Raw genomic sequence first — 25,558 nt, forward strand, 5'->3', positions numbered from 1 at the left:
GCAGAGAACAGAAGCGGCTTGTATCTATTAAAACACAAGCCGCCACCACTCAGAAAATCACCATTAGGCGACCTTTCGCAATAACCCCTGAGTATTCTGACGCATGGTATGTGCCACCATAAAATATCCGATTAAAGCAACGAAAGTAGCGCCAGATACTGGCCCCAGTAACCACACATAAGGGTGCAGCCTGCCATCCACACCAAACAATTGCTGCTGGATGATAAACAGGGTGATATCACTGACCAACGCAGCAACGAAACCTGCCAGCGCGCCCAACAGCAAGAACTCATACAGAGTCGCCAGCTTAATCAACTTCCCCCTGGCACCGAGTGTGCGCAAGATCACCACTTCCTGCATACGTTCAGCCAGACTGGCTTGCACCTGAGATATCAAGACCAGGGCACCACTGATCAACACAATGGACAGCACAAAACCAATCGCCAGAGACACCTGAGCAATCATAGATTGTACCTGGGCGATATTGTTCTTAATGTCTATCATACTGACAGTCGGATACTGCAGTAACAGTCGGCTAATCGGACGAACATGATTATCCTCCAACTTGGCCGCCGTAAAATAAGTCACTGGCAGACGCTCGGCCATAGCAGAGTTAAAAATCATTACAAAATTAGGCTTGAGCGTTCCCCAGTCGACACTGCGAATACTGGTTACTTTGGCTTCAAAGGTCTGCGTATTGACCAAGAATGTCAATGTATCTCCAAGTTCAATACCAACCCGCTCCGCGGTGCCTTCAAACACAGAGACCTGTAATTCATCTGTTTGCTCAAACCACTGTCCTTCCAGGATTTCGTTGCCATCCGGTAAAGTATCGCTCCAGGTCAGGTTGAGTTCACGGCCAACACCATTACGGGCGTCTTCTTGTTGCTCCTCACCTTCCTGTTTGGATACCCGACGGGCAAATGCCTCACCGTTTAGAGCATTAACGCGGCCCCGGAAGACCGGATAAAATGCCTCATGATGAATATTTTGCTCATTAAAGAAGGTCTTAAACTGCGCAACGTCACGCTCTCCAATATTGATTAAAAAGGCATTAGGTGCGTCTTCAGGTACCTGCATTTGCCAGTCAGAGATCATGTCATTTTTGAGTACAAACAAGAACAACATCAATTTAATGGCAAGTGCAAAACTGATCAGCTGAATCGCGTTTGCATTGGCCCGTTTTTGCAATGTTGCAATCGCCAGAGACCAACTGTTGCCAGGGCTCAGCCCCAATTTACGACCCGCACTGAAGAACAACCGGGACAAGCCAAACAGCACCCCCATCAGTGTCGCGGTACCAGCAAACAATAACAGCGTGGTTTTAATGTCCCCACTGAACAGCCACATCAACATAAAGATGGTGCCCACCGAAAGCGCCATGTGCACCCGGCTTACCGCCAGCTTATCGCCCAAACTTCTTCTGAGCACCCGCAGAGGGGGAATATCAAACAAGTCCAATAACGGCTTAAGGGAGAACATCAGTGCACACACGACACCAATGGCAATAGATAACAGCCAGGGTCTTGGTCCGGCAAGAGGTAGCTCGTTGGCAACAAAACTGGTTAGATAATCAACCGCCACTTCCTGTAAGCCATAACCAATTGCCAGACCAATCGCTAGAGAGCTAACGGTTACCAGCGACAGATGCATCAGGAAGATACGCTTGATTGTCCCGCGACTACCACCCAGAGTTTTCATCATGGCAACTGGGTCGTACTGACGCTCACAGTAACGTTTTGCAGACACGGCCATTGCCACCGCTGCGAGCATAATGCCAAATAAGCCAGCCAACAGTAAAAACCGCTCGGAACGCTCAAGATTCTCACCCAATGGTGACTGCCGGTCTTTGATCCCCTGCCAACTCTGATTTTCTCTGAGCTGAGGTTTTAACCAAACATAATAATCTTTGAGTGTCTGCTCATCGCCCGCAAACAGTAGTCGATAAAACACATCGCTGCCCGGCTGAACCGCTTGTGTAGTTGGGATATCGGCAATATTCAGTAACACACGCTTGTTACCCGCCAGTGAGAAAAATGCTGCGTCGGGCTCCTGTACCAAAACCTTTGTCACGGTAAACATGCCCGCACCAATTTCTACTTTATCGCCGACTTTAAGTCCGAGCGTGTAAAACAGCCCTTCACTAAGCCAGGCTTCACCCTTGCCAGGTGCGGCAGCAATGTCGTATTTCTCTGCGTCCAGTGCGTCTCTGAGGGTTATTTTACCACGCAGGGGGTGGCTATCGCTCACCGCTTTAATTGACCCCAGCACCAACTCGTCTCCCACGAAGAGCATGGAATCAAAATAGATGTTTTGTGCCGTTTGCAGACCGAAATCCTGCGCGACCTTAAGGTAACTCTCATCCAGCTCATAGTTACTGGACAGGCGGCGGTCGGCCGCAATAAAGTCAGCAGATTTTTGTTCAATGTTAAGTCGGATCCGTTCAGTCACTGAGCTTAGGCTAAAAACTGTCAGCACCGCCAATGCAATGGCAGCGAAAATGATAGTCAGCTCTCCTCGACGCAACTCCCGGAAAAATAATCTTAGCGCCAATCTAGCCCACATGAACAGCCACTCCTTCTCCATCACGGATCTTTGCCAGCTGACCGCCCTCAATATGGATAATGCGATCGCACTGCTTAGCCAAGTCTTCATCATGTGTAACTAGAATCAGGGTTGTACCGTGCTGTTTATTCAAATCAAACAACAGGCTTTCGATTAAGTGGCCGTTTTTAGAGTCCAGATTCGCGGAAGGCTCGTCGGCAAACAGAATTTTTGGCGTACCGATAAATGCACGAGCTATGGCAACACGTTGCTGCTCACCACCAGATAGCTGTGAGGGATAATGACCAACCCGATGCGACAAGCCCACTTTGTCCAATAGGGCTTGTGCCTGCTCACGGGCATTTTTTTCACCCGCGAGCTCTGCTGGTAGCATCACATTTTCCAGTGCAGTCAAGCTCTGAACCAACATAAATGACTGAAACACAAAACCTACTTTTTCAGCTCTGAGTCTTGCGCGCTGCTCTTCGTCGAGACGGTGCAGCGCTTCACCATCGAGATAAACCTCTCCCTTGCTGGCAATGTCGAGCCCTGCCAGTAAGCTGAGTAACGTTGACTTGCCCGAGCCAGAAGTGCCAACCACTGCCACTGATTCACCTGACTTGACAGAAAAATTGATATCGCTAAGGATAGTGAGGTCACCCTCAAAGGTACTGACGGTTTTACCCAACTCCTTAACCTGAATAATATTTAACTGAGAAAGCACTGACATGATGCGATTTTTCCTACAACTGGTGGTATTGATCTTCGGCACACTTTTCGTCTTAAAAGCGAATGCCAACGATACCAAAATTATGATCATAGGTGATAGCTTAAGCGCCGGTTATGGTCTCAAACAAGCACCGTCCTGGGTTAATTTGTTACAAAATAAATACGAAGCAGAGCAAAAAGCGATCACTCTGGTGAACACCAGCGTCTCGGGACAGACCACGGATAATGCGCTGCTAACGGTCGACAAGCAACTAGAAAGCCACCAACCCAGCCACGTACTTATCGAGCTAGGCGCCAATGACGGTTTGCGAGGATTTCCGCCTAAACTGATCCGCAAACATTTACGCGAACTGGTCGAGAAAAGTCAGGCTAGCGGCGCCAAAGTCGCATTGATGCAAATCCAGATCCCACCAAACTATGGCAAACGCTATAGTACTCTATTCGCTGACAGTTACCCCATGGTGGCCGAGCAAACTGGCGCCTATCTGATGGAGTACTTCATGTTACCCATTGCAGCAGATCGCAATCTTATGCAAAACGATAACTTGCACCCCAATGCTGAAGCTCAGCCCATTATCCGGGACTTTATGTACGAACGCATTGCACTGTGGTTGCAGTAATAATACATATAGGTTTCGGCTTTTTCTTTTGACCAATTCGACATGCTCGCCTGACATACATTGACACTGATCAGGCGAGTACTCCTGCAACATTCAAAAATCCTTTATTGCCAAAGGCAGGCCAACACGCTCGTGTCAGAGCCATTTATCAGCCCCGCACTAAGCCTAATCCGCTTGAGAAAACGATGGCTTCATAAGCCACGAACTAAATAATCCACCTCCTCACAAGCTGTACCCCAAAACACAACAAACGAATTATGTCTCCTGCCATTATTTACAAAGAGCAACAAAAACAAAACCATACAAAAGTTCGTACCCAACACATAAAACCCCACCCTTACCAACTAAAAAACCCGCAAAAAGAAACAATAAATAAACATTTGCAACAATTAATTTAATTTGTATACTTGATGAGCAATTGAGAGTTTTAACTCTATTAAACACCAATAATGCAACAAAAAAGGATTATTTATGACACGCCTCAGCGCAGTGCTTGGCGCCGGAGCTGTTACCTTGTTTAGTACACAAGCCGCAGCTTCTATCGAATCTCAAGCGCTATTAAATCAGCAGCACCTGTGGTCACAGTTACCGACAGCGGCTCAATCAGAACACACCTCTCTGAACACTAAGGCTCAGTTTGTAGGTACTGCGCTGACCTATCGGCTAGAAAAAGCCGTAGGTGACCAGCCAAAGTACGAACACTATCAGGCTTACTATCAGGGCAAACCTATTCTTGATAGTCAGCTGGTCATTGCACGAGATATAAATGGCAATATTATCCAGAGCATGGGCAAGTTGCTCAGTGGTCAGGTTGAACTCACGAAGCAGGCCACTGTTCTCAAGCCAGATCTCAAAGCAAGCGTTGCACGCCATTATCAGGACAATCACACGATAATCCGTGGATCAACCGCGGCTTATTTAGTTGTAAATGGTAAGTTACTTGATGTGACAGTGATCGAGGTCAATCGCCAGGGTATTGCGGAGCAGTTGGTTGTCGACAGCGCTCAGGGCACCGTGATCCGCCATCACTCCAGAGCCTCTTTCTTTTCAAAAGAAACCGTTTCAGCAAACACAGTACTGGATAGTAGCTTTGTCCCCGGAGGCGGAATAGGTGGCAACGATAAACTGGGCGCAATCTGTTATTCACCACAGCCTGACAGCATGCAAGCCTGTACAACATATAAATACGATGAATTTACGCCAACTGGGCAACGCCTGTTGTTTACTGACGCCAATCCCAATGCGATTTTCGCCCAATTTGGCGGATACCCCCTGATTGTCAAAAAAGAACTGGATTCATGCACACTTGAGAACCCCTACCTGAGCACCTTTGATGCCAGAAACTCAGATACAAGTCCCGTGTCATACTCCTGTGGCGAAAAAAATGAAAATTTCGATGCGACCAAAGTAACCGGTAACTTCGATACTTGGTTTACCTATAGCCATGCCAGCGAAGCGCACTTTAATGCAGGTGTGGTCATGCAGTATTTTCATAATCAATTTGCACACTTATATCCAAATCAGTCCTCAGATTGTTCAACCAGTGGGTATTGCCTTAAGCCGCTTAAACAAAAAGTACATAGCAATACCATATTTGGTACTAACAAAGCCTTCTGGGACGGCGAATTTGTCAACTATGGTTCAGGTGATGGTTACTATTTCTATTCACAAGCCACACTAAGTATTGCTGCACATGAGATCGGCCACGCCATCACCAACTGGAATTCAGGCATTGGTGCTGAAGGTGTAGATGGTGCCATTAACGAGGGCTTCTCAGACTTGGTGACCATTGCGGTTATGGACTACTTCCAAAATCAGGCCAGCGGCGCGTACAGTCAGTCGGAATACTTTACTAAACAATTTACTGAGCAGGCGGGTCAGTATGGCCAGAATCGCAAATGGTGGTTCGGCTGGGATGCAATCTATGCCGATCAGGGCGTACGTTTCTATGAATTGCCATCCTGGGACGGCACCAGTATCGATCATGTGGCTGACTTTTCGACCGGAAAAACAGAACATGCCAATGGTGGCGTGCTACGCAAAGCCTTTTATGAACTGGTCAAAACCAAGCAATGGTCAATTCAGGATGCCTTTAAAGTATTCTTACGCGCTCAAACAGCCGGATGTATGTTTCCTAACATGAGCATGGATGAGTACGGCTACTGTCTGACTGAACAAACCGGTTTCATTGAAATCGCCGGTAAGAATGCTGATCAGCGTAAAGCTGATGTGAGTGACGTATTGCTGGGCGTCGGCATTGTTGCAGACAGCAATTTGTCTACGCTAGACGCCAATACGCGCTTCAGCTACAACGAAGTAAGCTACGACATCAGCCACCTGGCTACCGACACCATAGCGCAAATCCATGCAGACTGGGGCGATGGCACCAGCAGCACCTGGCGCAAGAGTGATAATCAGCCAATTTATCCTTTTTTACAGCAATCACACGCGTTACCACTCAATGTTTTGGCACGCGCAGCCGTAGAAGTTCAGTTCAGTGACAACAATACCAAAACAGCTTATAGACACTTTTTTAGCCGTCTGGCTGACGTCAACTGTCCGCCGTATCAAAACTCTCCTCAGGTACATACCGGCAGTCTGAGCATTGCTACCCATGAAATCAGTAATATCATTGGAGAATATACGTCAGAGGTCGGCTCTCGAATTCCTTTGGCTCGCAAACGTAACTACACGCTGGGTTTTGATAAAGATCTCAGCGGCAAAAAGCTCACAGTCCTATTTGATTCAGACAAAGATGGAGAATTCGCCTATACCGAAAAGCTCATCGGCAACGAGACTATTTCAGGTAATAGCGCCACTTTTTCACTCAACAGCAGTATACCAGCAGGGATCGGTCTGATGCGAATCGCCATCTCAGATGACAAATACTCCTACATTCATAGTTGTGGTGTGGTGGATGCGGGCCAGGTCATTGATGTGATGATCGATGCTGATTCTCCTAACCTGCCTATCATTGCCGACTTCAGCTATCAAATTTTAGAAGGGAATAAGGTTAAATTCATTAACAACAGTACCGCCAATCAGGCCAAACAGCCTGGTTATAGCTGGCAGTTTGGATTTGATAATCAAACCAGTAGCGACGAAAACCCGGTTATCCAGTTTCCCGAAAATGGTGGGACATTCAACGTATCCCTGACCACCCGATATCAGGATGGTAGTGACAGTGATAGCAATAGTCAGGTTTTAACTTTGCAACCGGTTTCAAGTTGTAGTGCCAGTATTACCGACCCGAGCAATGCAGGAGTCTTGTACATCGACAAACTGACTTTCAATTACTACTCCACGGTATTGCATGAGGTGACTGGCGTAGCCGGATATAACGCGTCAGGATATAACTTTACAGCTCTGAGCGACTTCTCTCGCAGCGATAATTCATACCTAACGGTTGTTGGCTCGACCAATTTCCTGCCTCGCGCCACCATAGACAATCTATATGGTAACAATCAGATTGGTGCACGCTTTACTGTCTGGCTGGATAAGAATCACGACGACACATTCAGTAAAGACGAAGGTCACAATGGCAGTAATGATTACAACTATGACTACTACACCACTGATTGTCATTCCCGGGCAGATGGGATTGAGTATTGCCGTGTCACCTCAAGCAAAATCATCCGCCTGCCCTGGGTGAGCAGAGATAAACTGTTTACCTTGAGAGCCAAATTTGAGGAAAACCCTCAACACCCACTAAAGCAGGATGCTTGTAAATCCTTCACTTATGGAGAAGTTGAAGACATTCAATTCAAAATTACTAGATGGTAATTAACACCTTGTGCTCGCAGTTATGTAGGTAGGGTTCGCCCTATCTACGAGCCTTTTTAAAATAAACTAAAAGGAAAATTGTATGAAACTGGTTAGCCTAGCAGTTGCCGCTGCATTGGGAGGAGCTTCTTTTGCTTCTATTTCAGCACCCATCACACCAGAAACCGAGCGTTTCCCTGAGCGAATCGTCAAATTTCAGCAACTCGGTGAATTGGAGCAAGCCAAGCAACGCCTTGCGAGACACGGCATTACAGAAAAAAATCGCCCGTTTTTATTTCGATCTTTGGAAGAAACACTAAATCGTAAAGCCAACCAACCAGCAATGGCCGGTATCATGTCAACGTCGCAGTCCACCGACTGTCAGACAGGCAAGCTGTGCTCATTCTTCAAGCATATGGGCCTTCGCTCAATGACCCGCAAAGATGGTCAGGAATACCTGGTGTTAACCGCGGTCAACAGTGAATTCAGCACTACTTACTACACCTATATCGACCTGACCCTGATGAATGAAAAAGGTGAAGAGCTGGTCATGCCAAGCTTCAACGAGTTTTTTGGCCAGGGCACACCCGACGAACCACAAAAACGCGTAAGTGTTGCTTCCGTTGGTCGTATGGAAGATGTACTGCCCAAGTTGATTAACTCAGAGCGTATTTTCGCTGATGCCTATGTAACCGTGTCATACGAAGGAGCAGATGGCCAGACCGTTACTGAAATTCGGACTTCCGTCATTGAATATTCACCGGAAACTTTGCTGGCTGACCTGGGTGTATACAAAACCAATGGCGCCATGGCGCAAATGGCCACTTTGAACAACGCAGAAGCTGGCTTAGCAACCACTCTGCCTGACGGCTATGCCCGCACCACCACCAGCATTCTGGAAAATGAAATCACACACCCGGTTGACGTCAAAGAGCGTAACGAGGCTGATCCAAGCCTGAACCGCATCAAAGTGTGCCTGAATCGTAAATACGACGACTGCGACTACGAGGCAATGTACGCCCATGGCACACCGAATGACCAGTTAAAGCTCCTTATCCCTTTCAGTGGTTTCCGTGAAGTGATGGGTGAAGTCACAAAAATCTACACCCCTGAGTGGAATCAGGTGGCTGTCACCTATGATCCAAATACAGGTGCCGGTACCAAGTCATTAATCAAAGATGCACAGGGCCAGCCCATCACCGACAAGCCAGATGGACTGCATTATGGTTCTGAGATTTATATTCAAACACGTGAAGGTGGCGGTGCGTCACGCATCGGAGATGACTACAAAGCGTCTGACGCAATCAATCTGTTCTCTGACTACATCACGCTGCAAAAAGGCGTCAAGAATGTAGGTGGTATTGACTATCCTTATACACGCATGTCCTGGAATATTCCAAGAAATATGGGCGTATTCGGTGATGCTATGTTGTACGGCCGCTACAAAGACGCGCACTGGATCATGAACCTGGCTGTTGAAGTAGAGCAACAGCGTGGTCCGCGCGTTATGACACGTCACTTCACCTATGTGATCGGCAGCTCAGATATGCCAGAAAGTAACTGGAAAGACATCAAACATCCACCAATGCAAGTAGTCTATAGCTGTCTGGCCAAAGGTTCATTGATCACGCTGGCCAATGGTAAGCATTTACCCATTGAGCAACTCAGTGTGGGTGATACCGTGCTGGGTGCCAGCCAGTTTGCACCAGATCAACACATTCCACTTGAGATCGAAGACATTTCAGTTGGGGTTGAGCTGATACCAATGGTTAAGCTGACCACCGCGTCTGGTAAAACACTGCTACTGACCGAATCACATCCCGTTGTCACCGTATCAGGTTTGTCAGCCTGGGCTAACAAAGTAAAAGCGGGTGACCAAATCCGCACCCAAAGTGGTATTGAGATGATCACCGCCATTGAGGAAGTGAAATACAACGACAATGTCTACAACCTCAAGCTAAAACGCACCGATTCAGATGGCACACACGTCACTGGCGAAACCTTTACCATGTTTGCAAACGGCCTACAGGTCGGTGACCTGGCAATGCAAGGAGATAATGAGTTCTCTGACAGTGAGATTACCACTCAGGATGTACTTAACAACCTTCCTGAAGCCTGGCACCAGGATTACTTAAATAGCCTTAAAGACTAAGGTTCAAGCGAATAGAGGCCCTGTGGGCCTCTCATGGAGAGATCAAACATGAACTATGCAAAATTCATTCAAGTCACACTGGCCTGTGCGACTTTGCCTGCGTTTGCCACATCACTCCCTCTGCCTACCAAGCTGAGTGAAATACATGGACAGTCAGCCACATCGAATGTCGTTGACCTGGCACCACTAGGTACAGCCTATCAAAGTAAAGGCGACATCTTGCTGGGGTTAAAGTCAGTGGATGGCCAAACCGTTGAGCACCTTGGTAATACCAACATTGATTTTCGTGTGGGTGTGGACCTGGGCTACGAGCAGGCATTAAAACTGATCGATGGAAAAGTTGACGCGGGCTTCAAATTCCCAGCAGTACGTGTTGATGCTGGTGCCAACTATGCTAAAGACATTAGCGCCGACAGATACACTGGTACCTACACCGTGTATTCATCAGTGAAACCAAAATCCCGGATCCTTATGCCGGTAACCGATGCAGGCTACCAGCCTACACAAGCCGCTTTAGACCTAGCCCAAGCCTATCCGGGTAATAAAGCAGCGAACCTCGGTGATGGGTTTATTCAGGGCTTTGCCTATGGCTCTAATGTGGTGATCAATATGAAAATTGATTATCGCAACGAGAGCGATAAGCGCACCATTGGCGGTTATCTGAGCGTAGACTGGATAGGTAAGGTCAAAGTCGACGGTCAACTTCAGAAACTGGACGATGAAAAGCGTCAGTCAGTCAAAATTACCATCAGTGGCTATCAAAGTGGCGGCGATCCAAACCGTCTGCTGCAAATCATCCCAAATGGGATTATGAGCTGTACTTTGCTTAACCCTGAACCTTGCTTCAACCTGTTTGAATCCGCAGTCAATTATCTAAAGACCGATTATATCAATCAGTTCCAGTCACTTGATGACTACAATGTGACAGACACCTATGTTGCAAGGTACCTGGATTCAGGTTCCAACCTGCAACAATTGATCCCGGCGCAGGGATACGAAGCCATAAACTATCTCACTAAATTAGTGGTCAAAGAGCTGACATCACGCTGGATTGAGGAACGTCTCACCTATCGTCGAGCTAAAAACCTGCAACGCTATTATGCATCTCAGTTTAATGCTGAGCAATTGAATCAACTGTCGGAAATAGAAACAGCGAGTCGGGCTAACGCAAACCTGTTTGCTGATCTGGTCGACTATTGTGAGCGCAACCCAGAGGGCAATTATTGCATCGATTACGAAGCCGCCAACCTGGCTTACTATCGCGATTACAGTGCCTACAGTGATGTTTTGAAGTAAGGATACGCAATGATGAATACGTTATTTAGATTATCTCAGGCTGCTGTGCTTTGTGGCCTCACACTCGCCGCGAGCACTGTATCAGCCAATACGATTGAAGAAGCCAATTTTAACGAACTGGGCGATATGCTAACTGTGGCAGAAGCTAAGGGTCGTTATGACTGGCTGAAAAAATGTTACGACGGGCTACTCGTCGAAATGTGGGAGCAAATGTATGACTCCCGCGAAATCATCAGTAAAGAAGAAAAGCTCAATCAGCTCAAACAACTCTGGCTGTCGGATGCTGCGCTAGCAGCTGGTAATGCGCAATACCCAACCTTCGCCAACGAAGACTTTACGAACCCTTACGGCTGGTATGCCGGCACAAGCCAGGAGCAGGCTTGTACCACTATGCCCCCGGAATACAAAGCGGTTGCACTTAAAACGACCGTGTTAGCAAATAAATATTGCGCCAACAATAGTTACGACAACGAATGGGAATGGATAGAGCAGATTAAAATAGATGACTTTGTTCATGCCTCAGGAAGTACTGCGCATACTCTGGTCTCTGGCAAGGTCCTTAATTTGCGAGCAAATCGCGATGCCAGTGTCGAGATCAAACCGGGTCTTTTGGACCCCAACTACCCAACGCTACTGGCAGCTCGCGTTTGGATTGACTGGAACCACAACGGTCAGTTTGATAGCAATGAACTGGTACACAGCAGCACTACTGGCAATACCGTGAAATTCACCCTATCAGTCCCTGATAACACGCCCGATGGTGTCACTCTGATGCGCGTTGCGCTGGATGCGGGAGGCGGCTCAGACAATGCCTGCACCAACATTCAGTATGGTGAAGTTGAAGACTATATGCTCACAGTTCGTTAAGGAAAGATGATATGAAATCACTCTATTTACCTGTACTTGCAATAGCATTTGCAGGACACAGCATGGCTGATGAGCAAGCTCGTGCTGAAATCTCTAGCTCATCAGTGTCAGGCTCTGTGATCTCAGGCCTGATCAATGATCACGTGGCAATAGGCACCGCCTATGATAGCCAGAAAAAACGCTTTTTAAATGTCCAACCCGTTGCAGGCGTTATTGACGAAAGCTATGGCAATACCGAGCTTAAATTTAAAACCGGCATTGATATGAGCTATGACGATGTGCTCAATACACTCAATGGTAGTGTCGATGTAGATGTAAACTTCCCGGTAGTAAGGGTCTCGGCAGGTGCTTCTTTGGCAAAAGAAATGGCTTCCAGCTCTTACTCAAGCTCGTATACTTTTAGTGCCTCCAGCACGCCGAAAAAGCGCTTGTTTCTGCCTAAAGATCAAAACACGGGTTACGCGTTAAGTGCAGCCGGTCAGGATATCGCGAACAATCATCAAACCAAGCTGCAAACACTGATCGGAGATGAATTTGTCACAGGTATTGAATACGGTGCCAACGTGCTCGTTAACCTGAAAATAGATTACGGTAGTAACCAGGATAAGTCGGACATTGGCGGTTATCTGGATGTTGACTTGTATGGCGGGGTGTTCAACGTCGGTGGTCAGCTCAGGTACCTTAAGGATGAAGTCAAATCATCGGTTAAGATCACTGTACGTGCTATCCAGCATGGCGGAGACCCTAAACAGCTCTTGACGATTATCCCCAACAACATTATTACCTGTTCACTTGATAATCCAACGCCTTGTTTTGACATGTTCTATGAGGCTGTGAAGTACGCTAAAAGTGGATTTAATCAGCAGCTTAATTCATTGAGTGATTACAATGTGGTGCGCTACTACACTACTCGTTATGAAAACTCATCGTTGCCTTTACGCGCACTGGTACCTGAGTATCAGATTGTACGCAATGCCACGAAATGGCTGATCAGTGAGCTGGAAGATGACTTCAAACAGGCCATTCTGGATGAGCAACGCGCCCAGAACCTGCTTAACAGCTACTACGCGTATTTACCTGAAGCACAGCGCACAGCCGTCGAGCGGATCAAAGATCTGGCCTACAACAATGCCTGGTTCTTCTTTAACGCCGCTCAATTCTGCCGTGATAACCCTTTTGGTTATGCCTGTGAGAACAAGGTACAGGAAATGAAAACTGCCTGCGAACAACGCGGTAATGCCTGCCCTGCGGCTTACGATGTCACTCAGCTTCAACTACCCAGTAGTGATGAGTTCGACTGGAAGCAATGTGAGCTTGCACGCCAGGAAGCGGTTAGAGCCGGAATGGTCAGTGAAGAAGACAGTGCACGCTTCAGAAACTTACGTTGGGCACCCACTTTCATCGACGTCACAGCGCCCGCCCGTGGGATCCTGAACTGGCGTTTATGTGAGGGCGCATTGACCACTTACGGTACGGCATTTGCGCAATAACCTGCCATACTTAATCGCAATGTGCTTATGCACATTGCGATTTCTATTCAGGGAGCGGATATGAAGAGCTTTTTTACCATACTGGCGCTGAGCTGTACTTTCGCAGCGCATGGCCAGATTTATTACAGTGAGCAAGTCGGGGCAAATGATCTTGGCAGAGCATTTGATCCCGTCATGCACAAAGTTAGCGATGCCTGTCTACAAGGTACACAAGTACAACACTCAGAGCAAAGTGGCAGCCTCGATTACTTTCAACGCGTCGATGAAACCTTTATCAAACGTCGTACGTTTGGGGAGGTACATGGTGGTGTCAATTTATTTATTATCGCGGGCAGTGTATCTACCTCAATGACACACCGAAACGCGACGGATCAACGTACATTGACGTCGCAATTACATCTTAAATTTGAAGAGGGCTACAGTACGTTAGAAAACCGCCAAGTAAGGCCGGGCGTAGACCTTAAAAACTGTGGCAGCCACTTTGTTTATCAAGTCAACTATGGGCGCGATCTGTTCGTTAACACCCGATTACACTTCAGAACAGAGGAAGACTACAAGCGATTTGTCATCAAAATAAAGATCCGTTTGTTGTTCTTTAAAAAAACCATTACCAAGGTCAAAGAAATCGAAAAATATGCCGAAAATGCGGTATTCAGTGTCGATGTCAATTCCAACGGCCCGCTACCCGCTAAACTGCAGCAGCAACTTAATGAGCAACCTACCTACTGCCGGGGCGGCAACATCACTCCTTGTCTGCAAACCCTGGAAAGTCTGGTGGCTTATAGTTTCGACCCGAATGGCCTGATGGTTGATTTAGCTGATTTGGATAAAGTTCCGCGTAGTTTCGTGGTGAAGAGCTATCAGGACTCCGGCCATTACGGCGCAGCTGACTGGCAATCAGTGATGAGCAATACCCTATATGAAGCGAACTGGCGATGGGCTGAACATCAGTATGGTGAAGCAGTCAGGCATCTAGAGCGTACCAAGGCCTTTTTAAGCGTCGCGACTGATGCCGAAAAGCCGGAACTGGAAGCGCAATTTGAGGCCGCTCAATTAGCCCTCAACGATGCCGAAATACTTCGTCAAACCTGTCTGACTTCACCCTGGTTAAGCCAGTGTGGTCAGTAAATCAGACTCCTTTCACTCTGCTTAAGTGGCTAACTCGTTTGGCCACTTTGTCAAAAGTTCCCCTCATACTGAAAAAACCCTATTCGACTTTAGTCCAATCCGATTGCACTCAAAATTGATTTATGTCAACGTCGTGCTCAATAAACAAAAAATAAATAAACAACATCAACAGAGTAGTAAGTGATGACAACAACCATAAAACTTTCGCCAGTTGCACTGGCACTTTTTGCGTGCTCCGCCGCAATGGCAGAACAATCAAACGAACAAAACATCGAGACCATTTCTGTACTGGGCTCTAAAGTTTCAAACCGGACAGCAACCGAGTCCACTTCACCCATTGATATTCTGGATACTGACCAACTCAATAAAGGGGGCTTTACTGAGCTCGGGCAAAGCCTGCAAGCCATCGCACCGTCGTTTAATTTCAGCAGAACTCAGGTTTCTGATGGCTCAGACCTGTTCCGTCCAGCAACATTGAGAGGACTGCAGCCAGACCAAACCCTGGTACTGATCAATGGTAAACGTCGTCATACCCAGGCGATATTTGGCCTATCGGGCACAGTCGGTGCTGGCGCTGCGGGTACAGATATGAACTCTATCCCGATGATGGCATTAAAAAATGTCGAGATCCTAAGAGACGGTGCCGCGGCACGTTATGGTTCTGATGCCATTGCCGGCGTGATCAACTTGTCGCTCAACGACAGTACAGGCGTGACCACGGGATTTGTTCAGGCAGGCTCTACTGGCGAAGGCGATGGTGATACCTATTCTCTGGGTCTGAACCGAGGCTTTGAGCTGGGCAGCCAGGGAGGTTTTATCAATGTCTCGCTGGAATATCGTGATGCGGATGGAACCAACCGGGCCGAACGCGATACCGGCGGATCCTCCACCATTGCACCGGGCACTTTATCCGATGATGTACGCTGGAAGCAGGGTAATTCTGATAGTGAGTTTATCTCTGTGTTCTATAACGCTGCGTTGCCTGTAGGCGATAAAGAGCTGTATTCATTTGCCGGCTTCTCAAATCGGACCGCTTTAGGAAACGGCTTTTATCGGGATTTTAACCGTGCAGAGCGCAACGTACCGCAAGTGTATCCGGACGGTTTCCTGCCGAGGATAGACAATGAAGCACAAGACCTGTCGTTTGCAGTCGGCTTAAAAGGCGATATCAATCCAGACTGGGCATTCGATGTATCCAGTGTATACGGCGAAAACCAGTACGACTATTCGTCATCCAACACCATCAATTCATCTTATGCGGCTGAGTACCTGGCGAATAACCCAACAGCTTCAGCGCAAGACATCGCTAATAACGCTGGACCCAGAGGCGGCTACTCTGGTGGCTTCAGGTTCGACCAATGGACCACCAACCTGGATATCAGCGGTATTATTGATATCGAAGGCGGTGAGCCGGTTTACCTGTCTGTAGGTGCAGAGTACCGTAAAGAAAATTATGAAATAGTACCTGGTGAGGTGGCGTCTTATGCGTGCGGCTTATCTAACGCTGACCGCTCGTTTCCTTCAGTGATTGATACAGAAGTGTTTGCCGATTGTGGCTTTCAGGCCTACCAGGGACTCAGACCGGATGCAGCCAATAAAGCAGAGCGCTCAAGTCATGCCCTGTATATTGAAGCTGAAACACTGCTTAATGAAGACTGGCTGATCAGTGCAGCACTGCGCTATGAAGATGTATCAGATTCCAACGATGATACCATCTGGAAACTGGCAACCCGCTATGAACTCACTGAAGACCTGGCAGTGCGCGCTGCAGCATCGACCGGTTTCAGAGCCCCTTCATTACAACAGTCCGGTTATACAGCGTTTACAACAACCTTAGGTGGAGACGGCACGCTGGCAACCTCTTATACAGCAACCGCAGGCTCACCTTTCCCCGCCGCACTGGGCGTAGATGGCCTGAACCTGGAATCTTCAGACAACTATAACCTGGGCCTGGCCTGGGACGTCAGCAGTGATCTCTCCGTTACTTTAGATTTTTATCAGATCAAGATTTACGATCGGATTAACCTGGGTAGCTTCATTGGCGTCGACAGTGATGAACTGGACGCTTTCCCGGCAGCCAACACGGCATTAACCGCGACAGGTGCAGTTCAAGGCAACTTTTTCTCTAACTCATTGGATTCAACCACCCAAGGTGTTGACTTCATCGCTTCTTATTCGACGGCAATCGCCAGTGGAGAGCTGGATATCACCTTTGCTGCTAACAAGAATAAAACAGAAATCGATAAAGTGAACGCTCCACAGGGGATCCCTGAAGGCATCGTCCTTGATCAACAAAGACGCTCATTCCTGACCCATGGTCAGCCAAGAGAACGCGCAACGCTAACCTTTGATTATCAACAGGACGACTGGAATGCTCTGTTGCGCTTTAACTACTTTGGCAAAACCGAGGTCACTTACTTTGCAGGCGGACACATCGAACTGCCTGATTTTCTGTCTCCAACCAACAGCTGGCAGGAAACCAGCGTGGTTGAATCGGCTGTTCTGGTTGACGTTAACATGGGCTATCAGCTAACCGAGCAGATCAATCTCTCTGCCGGTATTGATAACCTGTTCGATGAAACACCAGATGAGCTGGGCGAAGACGAAGTACTGAACTTCATCACCAATGGTGCGATGCGCTACCCACTGCGTGCCTTGCCCTATGGCTTTGATGGCATGACGTATTACGCCAAAGTGAGCTTTAGCTTTTAAACATGAAAAGGGGTGGTCATCACCACCCCTTAGTCTTTCAGCACTGATATGCAGGGGCGCGCTTTGCAGACATCGCTTATGCAGGCTAAAGAATTCTGCATTTACCCATGCTTACCATCACTGAGATGGGCTTATCATCCACCAATATTGGATGAGACCCTCTGGCTCATTTGCATATCTTCCGCAAATTCACTCATACCCGGGCGCTTGTAAAACACTGTGCGGGTGTAATTTGAAATAGCCCAGATCACCCCTTCTCTGTCTACATCAATATTATAAAAGGCACCAAACTTAACTAGTTCACCCTCTTTCAATGTATACACACTCTGCGGGCCGTCATTGCTGCCATACACACTGGCAACGAGATAAACCTGACCGCTTCCTACCGCAATGTCTTTAAGTGTACACAGATTTCCGCACGCAACTGACTGCTGCTCCCAACTTACCCCGTTAAACTTATACAGCCTGTCACTTTCAGTAATCGCCCAAATTACCCCACCCAAAGCAACATCAATTTTAGTAATGACTTCGTTATTGATTCGGTAATGGCCTTCGAAATTTTCCGTTGCATCATTAAATTTCTTTAAAGTACCATCCCCGTTGACACAGTAAACATGATCCACTGTGAATGAGCTCACATCTGTTGCGCCCCAGCAACCCGTCACAGGCTGCCAGTTGTTATCTTGATATCTGAATGCATTACCACTTTCTGAAATACTGAATGTCGCTCCTTCATAGTATGCATAGCCAGGATCTTCTGGCGACGTACCAAAGTGATAATGGAAATACCCACCAGAAGCCGCCAGCGCTTTTTGTCCATAAGGCAGCGCTTGTCGCTGCCAGGCACCAAATGAGTCGTCTTTTTGCACATAAGGTATGCCCTGATGGTCAATGGCAACACGCACGGGTGAATTGGTATGTCCTTCTGCCAACACCCCTGCCGACGACAAAGTAGTGGTCGCAATGATTAAAGCCTGTGCTATGTGTTTTTTTTTCATTTCCTTACTCCTATAGGTTCAAGCAGACTCAGGTACAAATGAAACCAAAAAGTAGCAATATATTTGCACCCACCATCTAGCCAGTATTATTTTCACAACATTTTTAACAAGTTGAGACTTTTACAACCTTGATTTCAATCAAGAGTAAGAAGCAGTTCCCAAAATTAATACTTACATCAAGATAAGAGGCCATACTGAGAATAAAATATCTCGTGCCGCTACTATTTCAGGGGTTATGATCAGTGGTAATCAGTCAGTGATTGAGACAAATTGCATTAATCACAGATATAATAAAAATGAATAACATATTCCACCAAGCTGATTTTTAAGCCCATTAATATCTCACATGAGAGTAAATTCCTTGACCGGGGTAAATAATACTTAACTTCAGCTCGTTAAAAACAGCCACAATAATCGGTACAGATAAATAGACCGAGCTTCATGGGCATCTTTATAAAAAATAAAAAAGCAATAAATACATGGCATTAGTCAATTCAGCTTGACGCAATAAAGTACTTTTATTGCTTGTTTTTCACGCTGATTTTTGACTAATACTTATTCATTATCGGCAATTATAATTCGTTATATCATAACAAAAAGATCACAACAAAAGATTTTTGCAACCTAATTGACACATTTGTTAACTTTAATTATATTCACTTTCCTTCCAGCCAACCGAAGAATAAAAAATGAATAAACTGACATTTTCACTTATTTTAATAGGGATATTTGTATCATATTGGCTTTTTTCTGGATCTAACCCGGAAATTGCACAAGCCCCCACTGTGCAAAAAGATGCGTTAATAGTGAATAAAAACGAAGTTAAGGCAGATCCTCTAGTTGTTTCAAGTTCACCCAAACCCCAAATAGAAATTGCTTTAAGCACAACAAAAGAAATCACCCAGGACGTGGAGCGAACACCGCTGGATATTGGAGAAATAGCATCAATCTCTGATGACGCCAAAGCAGTATTAATAGAAGCGGGCGTGCTGGTAAAAGATATTAGTGAAGAAGCCTATGTCGAATTCAACCTGGCAGCCATGCAGCAATTGGAAGTTGGAGATACCTTTGATTTAACCATTCCACAGACCACCGAAATGCATCGCGCAGAAGTCACTCAGGTAGATGTATTTCCAAACGGTGACAAAAGTGTTTTTGCAAAAGTAACTGGCTCAGGTAATCGCTTCCATAACTCAGTGATGACAGTGGGCAATGACGCCATTTACGGACAATTCACAGTCCCTTCTGGCAATTATGTATTTGAATCACATGGCAAACATGGCTGGATAGCCGCAAAACGCGATCTATATAAGAATCATGTGGAGCACACACCTCAAGAGCGTGCGCCTGCAGAAGGGGCTAAAGATCTCTTTTCCCCGCCTATCAACACTCAAACAACAAGTAAGAAGTAAGGAAAATCAATATGAAAAAAGCAATCTTAGCGACGGCGCTCACCTTGGCCTCAGGTTTAACTCAGGCCAACACAATCGATATTGCTATCCTGTATAGTGATGAAGCAGCTGCCAATACATCGAACATCCAAACGAAAATTAACCAGCTGATCTCATTTTCAAATCAGGTTTATAGCCAAAACGAAATTGACTTAAGACTTAACCTGGTTGCTTCAGCTTCTATCGGCAGTGCGCAGGTAACCGCTGACGAAAACTGGTTAAATGCACTAACGGACAGCGCATCCATTGCACAATATCGTGATGCAAATAATGCTGACATGGTTGCATTACTGGGTGTTGGTTCATCTGCAGGCAGCAACCTAATTAGCTGTGGTATCGCCTGGGTTGGTCAGGGCAGCAATGGTAATTTGTACTCGTCTCAGGTCAATAAGATGTACTCCATTACTGCTGTAGACTGCGGTGCAACTACCTTTGTGCATGAGTTAGGACACAATCAGGGTTTAACGCATGCTCGCAGGCAGGGTGACACATCTGGTGGTGTATACAACGATGGCATGGGACATGGTGTATATAATGTATTTACCAGCATCATGGCGTATCCACATGTCTTTGGTAGCGCAACTCAGTATGACTACTTCTCAAACCCTAACTGGACAGCGAACGGCTATCCTTTCGGTGTTGTAGGCGAGTCGTACGCCTGGAAAACAGTGAATGCAACAAAAGACGACATTGCTAACATGAAATAGCAAACAGCCTGCACTATTATCAGGCAAATGAAACGAGAGCGCTCGGCGAGCGCTCTTTTTGTTTTTTGGTTGAAATGCGGGTACAGGCTAACAAGCTATTGCCAGAGATCAACAGGGCTCGTATCTATACGTGATGAAACCGTTTAATATGGCAGAGCAAATATAGTGAAAGACCGTCGAGCATCAACAGGTTCATTTAGATATTCAACGAAAACATCGACCTCTTTACGAATAAAGCAGGTGGCAGTAAAGGCCGACTCTGAGAAGGCTAGTTTAAGTCCACATATTACCAAATAAAGCCACGCTGGCGAACTGTATGGCTTACGTTGGCCGCAACTCCATCTGGGCCAGAATGAACACTCCGAACTCACTCGTATCAAACCACGCATTGAGCATGCCCCACTCCTTTTACTTTCTTCACATCGTCGGATCTTACAAAGCCGCACTTTCTTACTTGTGCCTGATGTCACAGTAGCCTTTGAACAGGATATGCATATAACAAAATAGAATAAGCTTATTCAGTTGTTCACTATTTGCGTACAAGCTATCAAGTAATTAATCAAGATAGCAAAATAAACTGCCTCTCATCGGCACTTATTTGCTTATAAAACAGTCGTCACAAAAATATAAAACCAACTATCCTCAACAAAAAACAATTCCACTTTGCAAAATAAAAACAACCATTGAAATAAAAAAGAAATTCAACGTTAATAAAAATAAAATTGACAATTTACCAGCCTAAATATCAAATACATCTCGATTCTAATGAATCACCTTAAATTAAACCTTGAAAGGATTATAAAGATGAAAGTTAGTTCTATTGGAAAAATTGCAACCCTGTTTTTATCTTTCACTACTTTAAGCGCGTTTGCTGCACAAGACGCTGCAAATTACATGGAATATAACCTGGGAGACAGCATCTACAGAATTCCTGCGTCACAGGCTAAAAATGTAGATGAGATTATCGAGTTAATCGATAGCCAAAACGACGTATCTGAATATGGCGTTGTTTCATTAAAAGCTGATGTTCCCAATGCTGCGCTGTCAACATCTGACTTCACAATGCAAGCTGGCGGTACGTTACGCCTGTACAGCACGTTCAACGCTGGTTACCTGAACGATTTCGACGCTGTACTTTCTTATACTTGCCCAAACAATATGTTCATCAAGTCAGTTTCAAGCTACCACGATAACCGCCGCGAAGACCGTCGCTTCAACATTGAATGTGGTAAGTACACGACTTCTGCCGGTGCTCGCCTGTATCGCAAATCTCTAAGCTGGACTGGCTATGTAAATTCATATGACCAGGCTTTCAACTACACCTGTCCTGCTGGTAAGTTCCTGGTAGGTATGTACAGCGTGCACAGCAACAGACACGAAGACCGTGTATTCAAATTTGCCTGTGCTGCTATGGCTGAATCTTCAGCAAGCGGTTTCGCTCTGAGTGCAGAGACTTGCTCAACAGTTGGTCCAACTAACTTCGACCAACCATGGCACCTTGGTTCAAACGGCGCGTTAGTTGGTATGTCAAGCCGCCACAGTAACTCTCACGAAGATCGTGAAACATCAGTGTCTTTCTGTACTTCAGTATCTGACTGGTAATATCCGTCACTTTCGCAGGCATTAAGTAGTAGCCTGCTTTTATTATAATTTTAAAAAATTAAGATATATTAAATAGAAAACCTAAAATAAAAAACACACAAAACAAACCTATTAAATTATAAAAACCATTAAAATATAAAAGAACCAAAAATCACAGCCCAACAAAATCGACATTTAATGGATATATTATCCTTATTATTCTCAGACATAGGGCCAATAAGGGTAAACAAAACATGATGCCGCTACCAGCGCCCAAATCAACATAGTTAACCAGTACATATAAGGTTGCTCTTCTCGTGCATAGGGATGCCAGAGATAAGCCACCCCCCTTATCAGGTCATAAAGCAGCCACAACAATAATCCAAAACCGAGCCAATAGCTCCAGGGCAAACTCATCAACATCACATGTTTCCTAAACAGTTAATTTTCAACATGACAATTTACAACATAACCAACCCCCGCTGTAATTTTCAACATGACAATTAACAGCGGGGTTGGTATAGTGGCCGAAATAACGAATGAGGAGAAAGCATGGCCAGACCAAGCATGGCTGCGCAGCGTAAAGAAGAAATACTGGATGCGCTCGAAACCTGTATTTTACAATATGGGATCCAGGCGACATCACTCGAAAATATCGCCGAGGCGGCAGGAGTGAAACGTACCATTTTACGCCACTACATTGGCAACCGTGATGATATTATATGCGCACTGAGTGCCCGATTACGCTCCCGGTACTCGCAGCAATGGCAGCAACTGTTATGCTGGCTACCTTCAAAAAACAAAACGGAATCCATTATAGACGCTCTGTTTACTGTAGGCTCTAGCGAGCGGGTCAATGCAACAATTATAGGAGAGGCGATATTCTCAGAAGCAAAACGCCTGCCGCCCGTTAAGCGAGACCAGGAAGCCATCATGGATGAATTCATCACAATTATCTGCCAGGTTTTGCGCGATGAATACGAACACGCGAGTGACGATAAAATTGAGTTGGTTGCGCATGGAATCTATGCCAACTATCTGCTATCCGAGTCTTTTTTACCTCTTACTCTGGTCGATCAGGTCTACAAACTGAAAGCGACTTCTAAACTACTTTGCACAACACTCACATAACTGTGCCAAATTGTAGTGACACACAATCCATTTCAAGGGTTATACCTGCAACAAACTTGTCTCTGAAACAAATCAAACCGAACTAATTTACCGGGCAGTGATTTGCATACTCTTATCAGGTGATCATTGAAATTTCCAGGGTGCAGCATTGAAGGTTAATATGTTTCGGCCGGCATATCACAAACAAGAGTAAATTTTCATATTGACAATTTAAAGTTCAAAACTTAGGCTATGCTTCATTCATCACCGAGTATTTGGATTTAGATATGAAGCTAGCAAGCTCACTTCTCGTCACTGGTATCATCGCCTGTTCACTCTGGGGCGTTGCCTTATTGCAACCTATGCCCACCCGGGCCATTTCTTCCGCGCAACATACGCCCACAGATAAAACGCCTTCGGAAACAAGTGCTGTACCAGGGGCCATAACAGAATCAACACAACGCGAGAAGCCACTGGTTGCCCTGAATACACTGGTAATTTCCGGTACTACAGCCGTTATGCCAACCAGTCAGGTACAGCAACTTTGGCAGGACTTTAAGGCAGATACGTCATTGAATCGAAAACTGACAAAGCAGCCCAAAGCTGTTTACGTGTTTTATCGTGACTTTTCGGCAAACTTTGAGCAGTCCACCATAACCATAGGTTACTCTGTAGATACGCTGTCCTCCGTAAACCAGTCAGTAACATTGAGCGCGGCAAGATATGAACGTCTGTTACCCAGAAAAAAATATAGCAATCAGGATATTGCACATGCCTGGCAAAATATAGATTACCGCCGACCAATCAACAGAGTAATTGAGATCCATCACCTGTCTGAACACAGTGCGATAGTAAGTTCAGAGCTGCTGATAGAATATGGAGATTAGCCATGGAGTATTTGACCTTGCCCCTGTCGGCTGAAGACGTCTGGTGGCTGGAAGTCTTTATAGATGAGTGGTTTTTAGTGATTGCACTGAGCTTATTTGTCGTCGAAATGTTTCGCTATGCTTTTAAAAAGCAATTCACTAAAAACTTGCTTGGTGACAGTGTTGCTAACTTTGTGACTTTGGGGCTATTCATGTTACTGGTCGCCCTTGTGGCCCTGACTTATGTTGGTGTGTTTTTCTACGTGTACGATAATTTTAGAATTACAGACTTACCCCTTACTCCCTGGACCATATTGTGCTGTATTGTACTGGCCGATCTGGCTTACTACTGGGAACACCGATTTTTACATAAAAATGGTTTTGCCTGGGCAACACATACCGTCCATCACAGCTCACCACATTTCAATATTTCGGTTGCCTATCGGCATGGCCCTATGGACTGGTTTTTTCCTTTGTTTTTCTACCTGCCACTTGCACTCATGGGCTTTCATCCGTTTATCATCTTTCTGGCCGAAGTGATCGTGCAGGTTTTTCAGACTTTGTTACACACAGAAACCGTTAAGAAGCTACCAAGGCCAATAGAAGCCATTTTCAATACGCCTTCTCATCACAGAGTACATCATGCTACAAACAAACAGTATCTGGACAAAAACTATGCAGGCATTTTTATAATCTGGGACAGGCTCTTTAGCACCTTTGCCAGAGAAGAGGCAGAAGTAAAATATGGCGTTTTTCCACGAATTAACAGCGTAAACCCGCTTACCGTCTTTTTCAGCGGATATACAAAGTTATTCAGGCAACTCATCCACGCACCAAGCTGGTCATACAGGTTTAAATTACTGATAAAGCCGCCTATCTGGGCATGGCAACAAGAGCAGAAAAGCAAAGAATAATCAAAGACCTGTTAGTGAATCTGTTCAGGGTAATGCCGAAACACAGACTCGCTACCTATACCCCCTTCCTCAGGGCTATGGCCCCCTGAGGAAGCCTTATATTTACTTCATTCGTCAGAGCACCTTACTGTTCGCCTTTATATTTCATAGTCTCATGTAAATAACAGGCAACCCCTACATAAAATTAAAACATACTCCTCTGGCGCTGCTCGTTAATTATCCCAATAAACAATATAAAATATTTATTCTCTACTGTTACTCAGGTATAAAATACACGGCCCAATTGCCAGCTCAGGGCTGATTTTTCAGGGACTGATGAAAACTTTCTTAATTAAAGCTTTTGATTATAGAGGCTTTTCCAGTTCTTGCGGACACATCAAACTTGAATTGAAGGACCTAAAACCATGATACAAAAAATAGTAAAGCTCCTGTTTTTCTCTTCTTGTTTAGTGTTTTTATCAAGCATTAAACAAGCTCAAGCGAGTAATCATTGCGAGTCGCCACGGCGTTGTTTCCTAAATCATTGAACTAATTTAGTCTTGTGTGATCAGATCTCAAAAGCAAACACCGAGACTGAACTTTGAAAGCAAAGCGTATCACCAACTGGCGCGATTACAACAAAGTCCTCATC

Annotated in this window: 17 protein-coding genes; 14 read left to right on the top strand and 3 right to left on the bottom strand. The window is 45.8% G+C overall.

Annotation, left to right across the window (positions count from 1 at the left end):
• Window positions 1-63: 63 nt before the first annotated feature.
• Both IY568_RS16925 and IY568_RS16930 read right to left on the bottom strand, forming a co-directional pair.
• The gene (locus tag IY568_RS16925; protein ID WP_125562586.1) at window positions 64-2,565 is read right to left on the bottom strand and encodes an ABC transporter permease; all 2,502 of its coding nucleotides are present in this window, start codon (window positions 2,563-2,565) and stop codon (window positions 64-66) included.
• Window positions 2,555-3,274, bottom strand: a complete 720-nt coding sequence (locus tag IY568_RS16930) for an ABC transporter ATP-binding protein (RefSeq protein WP_125562584.1) — start codon at window positions 3,272-3,274, stop codon at window positions 2,555-2,557. The genes IY568_RS16925 and IY568_RS16930 overlap by 11 nt, the downstream gene beginning before the upstream one ends.
• On the opposite strand from IY568_RS16930, the gene IY568_RS16935 reads away from it, so the two are divergent.
• The 8 genes from IY568_RS16935 (at window position 3,273) to IY568_RS16970 (ending at window position 17,300) form a co-directional block, all read left to right on the top strand.
• Window positions 3,273-3,893 (top strand): arylesterase, encoded by a 621-nt coding sequence (locus IY568_RS16935; RefSeq protein WP_125562582.1) that lies wholly within the window; start codon window positions 3,273-3,275, stop codon window positions 3,891-3,893. The genes IY568_RS16930 and IY568_RS16935 overlap by 2 nt on opposite strands.
• Window positions 3,894-4,364: 471 nt before the next feature.
• The gene (locus IY568_RS16940; protein ID WP_194868188.1) at window positions 4,365-7,676 is read left to right on the top strand and encodes a M4 family metallopeptidase; all 3,312 of its coding nucleotides are present in this window, start codon (window positions 4,365-4,367) and stop codon (window positions 7,674-7,676) included.
• 82 nt (window positions 7,677-7,758) lie between these two features.
• Complete coding sequence (locus IY568_RS16945; RefSeq protein ID WP_194868189.1) at window positions 7,759-9,807, top strand: Hint domain-containing protein; 2,049 nt, start codon at window positions 7,759-7,761, stop codon at window positions 9,805-9,807.
• A 48-nt stretch (window positions 9,808-9,855) separates the two neighbouring features.
• Complete coding sequence (locus tag IY568_RS16950) at window positions 9,856-11,103, top strand: hypothetical protein (RefSeq protein ID WP_194868190.1); 1,248 nt, start codon at window positions 9,856-9,858, stop codon at window positions 11,101-11,103.
• A gap of 9 nt (window positions 11,104-11,112) precedes the next feature.
• The gene (locus IY568_RS16955) at window positions 11,113-11,970 is read left to right on the top strand and encodes a GEVED domain-containing protein (RefSeq protein WP_228553409.1); all 858 of its coding nucleotides are present in this window, start codon (window positions 11,113-11,115) and stop codon (window positions 11,968-11,970) included.
• A gap of 11 nt (window positions 11,971-11,981) precedes the next feature.
• Window positions 11,982-13,460 carry an internalin gene (locus IY568_RS16960; RefSeq protein ID WP_138538423.1) on the top strand — a complete coding sequence of 493 codons (1,479 nt, stop codon included), beginning with the start codon at window positions 11,982-11,984 and terminating at the stop codon, window positions 13,458-13,460.
• 60 nt (window positions 13,461-13,520) lie between these two features.
• The gene (locus tag IY568_RS16965; protein WP_194868191.1) at window positions 13,521-14,588 is read left to right on the top strand and encodes a hypothetical protein; all 1,068 of its coding nucleotides are present in this window, start codon (window positions 13,521-13,523) and stop codon (window positions 14,586-14,588) included.
• A gap of 183 nt (window positions 14,589-14,771) precedes the next feature.
• A complete protein-coding gene (locus IY568_RS16970; protein WP_194868192.1) occupies window positions 14,772-17,300 on the top strand; it encodes a TonB-dependent receptor plug domain-containing protein in 2,529 nt (842 codons plus the stop codon).
• 134 nt (window positions 17,301-17,434) lie between these two features.
• On the opposite strand, the gene IY568_RS16975 is transcribed toward IY568_RS16970, so the two are convergent.
• On the bottom strand, window positions 17,435-18,298 hold the full coding sequence (locus IY568_RS16975) for a hypothetical protein (protein WP_194868193.1): 864 nt from the start codon (window positions 18,296-18,298) through the stop codon (window positions 17,435-17,437).
• Between the two features lie 689 nt (window positions 18,299-18,987).
• Between IY568_RS16975 and IY568_RS16980 the strand changes: the two genes are divergently transcribed.
• The 6 genes from IY568_RS16980 (at window position 18,988) to IY568_RS17005 (ending at window position 24,927) form a co-directional block, all read left to right on the top strand.
• A complete protein-coding gene (locus IY568_RS16980) occupies window positions 18,988-19,710 on the top strand; it encodes a hypothetical protein (protein ID WP_194868194.1) in 723 nt (240 codons plus the stop codon).
• Between the two features lie 11 nt (window positions 19,711-19,721).
• Window positions 19,722-20,456, top strand: coding sequence for a zinc-dependent metalloprotease family protein (locus IY568_RS16985; RefSeq protein ID WP_125562563.1), 735 nt, complete (start codon window positions 19,722-19,724; stop codon window positions 20,454-20,456).
• Window positions 20,457-21,260: 804 nt separating this feature from the next.
• Window positions 21,261-22,058, top strand: a complete 798-nt coding sequence (locus tag IY568_RS16990) for a dermatopontin-like protein (RefSeq protein ID WP_125562561.1) — start codon at window positions 21,261-21,263, stop codon at window positions 22,056-22,058.
• A gap of 531 nt (window positions 22,059-22,589) precedes the next feature.
• Window positions 22,590-23,168 carry a TetR/AcrR family transcriptional regulator gene (locus IY568_RS16995; RefSeq protein WP_194868195.1) on the top strand — a complete coding sequence of 193 codons (579 nt, stop codon included), beginning with the start codon at window positions 22,590-22,592 and terminating at the stop codon, window positions 23,166-23,168.
• A 266-nt stretch (window positions 23,169-23,434) separates the two neighbouring features.
• A complete protein-coding gene (locus IY568_RS17000) occupies window positions 23,435-24,034 on the top strand; it encodes a hypothetical protein (RefSeq protein WP_194868196.1) in 600 nt (199 codons plus the stop codon).
• 2 nt (window positions 24,035-24,036) lie between these two features.
• The gene (locus IY568_RS17005; RefSeq protein WP_194868197.1) at window positions 24,037-24,927 is read left to right on the top strand and encodes a sterol desaturase family protein; all 891 of its coding nucleotides are present in this window, start codon (window positions 24,037-24,039) and stop codon (window positions 24,925-24,927) included.
• Window positions 24,928-25,558: the final 631 nt, after the last annotated feature.

The organism is Pseudoalteromonas sp. PPB1 (genome assembly GCF_015356275.1).
Taxonomy (GTDB): Bacteria; Pseudomonadota; Gammaproteobacteria; order Enterobacterales; family Alteromonadaceae; genus Pseudoalteromonas; species Pseudoalteromonas rubra_D.